This window comes from Ferroglobus sp., assembly GCF_015521575.1.
Lineage (GTDB): Archaea > Halobacteriota > Archaeoglobi > Archaeoglobales > Archaeoglobaceae > Ferroglobus.
Genome location: NZ_WANY01000202.1, coordinates 1 through 2088, shown reverse-complemented (window position 1 = coordinate 2088; position 2088 = coordinate 1). Strand labels below are relative to the sequence as shown.

Annotated in this window: 3 protein-coding genes and 1 pseudogene; all 4 read left to right on the top strand. The window is 45.7% G+C overall.

Going from position 1 to position 2088, the window contains the following annotated elements; genetic code table 11:
- The coding region (locus F7C14_RS07935; RefSeq protein WP_290901658.1) for an NAAT family transporter at positions 1-435 on the top strand (435 nt) is incomplete at its 5' end.
- 4 nt (positions 436-439) lie between these two features.
- Positions 440-1177 (top strand): hypothetical protein, encoded by a 738-nt coding sequence (locus tag F7C14_RS07930; protein ID WP_290901657.1) that lies wholly within the window; start codon positions 440-442, stop codon positions 1175-1177.
- A complete protein-coding gene (locus tag F7C14_RS07925) occupies positions 1174-1629 on the top strand; it encodes an NUDIX hydrolase (protein WP_290901656.1) in 456 nt (151 codons plus the stop codon). The genes F7C14_RS07930 and F7C14_RS07925 overlap by 4 nt, the downstream gene beginning before the upstream one ends.
- 17 nt (positions 1630-1646) lie before the next feature.
- A pseudogene (locus F7C14_RS07920) lies at positions 1647-2088 on the top strand (serine hydroxymethyltransferase); the annotation flags it as partial.

The window sequence follows — 2088 nt, the reverse complement described above, 5'->3', positions numbered from 1 at the left end:
TATGCTGTCATAGAGTTCTTCAGAATATCGATAGAATCGTTAAAAGTGGCTGGAGGACTTTTGCTGTTCATTGTTTCGGTGGACATACTTCTCGGAAGAAAAACGAGGGAATACTACTTCCAGAAAGGGCTTGAAAGCGTCGATGTTGATTCCATAGCCGTCTTTCCTCTTGCACTACCTCTCTACACGGGTCCGGGAGCTATAACGGCAACGATAGTATTGGCTTCCGAGACAGACATCGTAGGAAAGATGATCTTAGTTCTCGCGATACTCGTCGTTTACGGAATAGTCAGGCTCACCCACGTTTATAGCACCGCCATAATTTCCCTTCTCGGAAAGAGCGGCTCAGACATAATTGCCAGAATTATGGCGATTTTCCTTGCCTCGATAGGAGTTGAGTATATATTTGACGGAGTTCTATCTATCGTGAGGTGAAAGCATGCATAGAGCGATTGCCGAGAGAATCCCAGAGGGGAAAAGGGTAGCAATTGGTGTTTACAGAGAAAGAGAAGACTACGACAAAAAGGTTGTGAAAGCAGCAAAACTCTGCAACTTTGCCAAAGTTGTGGTGGTGGATGAAGGGGAAAATACCGAGAAAAGGCTTTTGGACATGGTTGAAAAAGGGGAAGTTGACGCTGCCGTGCGAGGAACTGCGAGGGCTTCGAAGATGATTGCCGAGCTGAAAAGAAGAGGTTACGAGTTCGTGAGAATAGCTCTACTTGAGACTTTCTACGGAAAACTCTTCCTCCTTTCGCCGGTTGGAGTTGATGAGGGAAAAAGCTTGGCTGAGAAAATTATGATAGTCGAAGAGGCTAAGAAAATGGCTTTAAAACTCGGGATGAATGATAAGGTGGCTTTTTTGGCTGGAGGAAGGCTCGGAGATGTAGGAAGAAGCGAAGAAGTCGACAGAACTCTTGCCGAAGCTGAGCTCCTCGCGAAAATTTGCGGAGGAGTGAACAGAGAGATTCTCCTTGAGGATGTGGAAGAGGACATCATAATCCCGCCGAACGGGATAATAGGAAACTACATATTCAGAGCGATGTGCTACCTTGGTGGAGGAAGGGAATACGGAGCCTATTATGCGAAACTGCCCTTCACACTAATAGACACGAGCAGAGCTCAAAGTGCCGAAGGCTATTTGAGAGCATTAGCCTTGGCAGCGGTGATGTCGGAATGAGGGAGTATCCAGGAAGACCAGTAATTGGTGTTGGAGCCGTGATAATAGAGGATGAGAAAATCCTGCTCGTCAGAAGAGCTAACGAGCCGAACAAGAATATGTGGTCAATTCCCGGCGGATTGGTTAGAGTGGGGGAATCTCTCCACGAAGCTTTAAAAAGGGAAATTCTTGAGGAGATCGGTGTTGAAATAGAAATAGGAGACGTTGCTTGCGTGACTGAAGAAATCTTTCTGGATAAAGACGGGAGGATAAAGTATCACTACGTTATCGTTGACTTCTTCGCAAAAATAAAGAGCGGGGAAATCAAAGCCGGAAGTGACGCGAAAGAAGTGAAGTGGATAAAGCTTGACGAACTCGGAGAAGATGTCGTGCCTTTTGTTAGAAAGCTTGTGGAAAAGATTTTGAGGGAGGAAAAAATGATATATCTCCCCGGAGGGAAGACTACTCTATAACTTCACGGGTGTGAGGTATGAGTATCGAAGAACTTTACGAGGTCATAAGAAGACACACGGAATTTTACAAAAATTCCCTTCCGCTAATTGCGAGTGAGAACATAACAAGCAAGTTTGTTAGAAACTGCTACATCAGCGACCTCGGGCATAGGTATGCTGAAGGAAAGATAGGGGAGAGGTTTTACGAGGGTTGCAGCTTCGTGGATGAGATCGAACTCATGGCTGTAAGTCTTATGAAAGATCTCGTTAAGGCTCCTCACGTTAACGTTCAGCCGATAAGTGGCGTTGTAGCCAACATGGCGGGGTTTTTTGCTCTAACAAATCCGGGAGACAAGATATTCGCCCTCTCAATCCCCTCTGGAGGTCACATAAGTCACGAAAAGTATTCTGCTGCAGGCTTAAGGGGTTTGCAGATAGTACATTACCCTTTTGACGCTGAAAGCATGAACATAGACGTTG

Excerpts from the sequence above, each read along its gene's own strand:
- F7C14_RS07930 (WP_290901657.1), top strand. The coding sequence starts at position 440 with ATGCATAGAGCGATTGCCGAGAGAATCCCAGAGGGGAAAAGGGTAGCA.
- F7C14_RS07925 (WP_290901656.1), top strand. The coding sequence starts at position 1,174 with ATGAGGGAGTATCCAGGAAGACCAGTAATTGGTGTTGGAGCCGTGATA.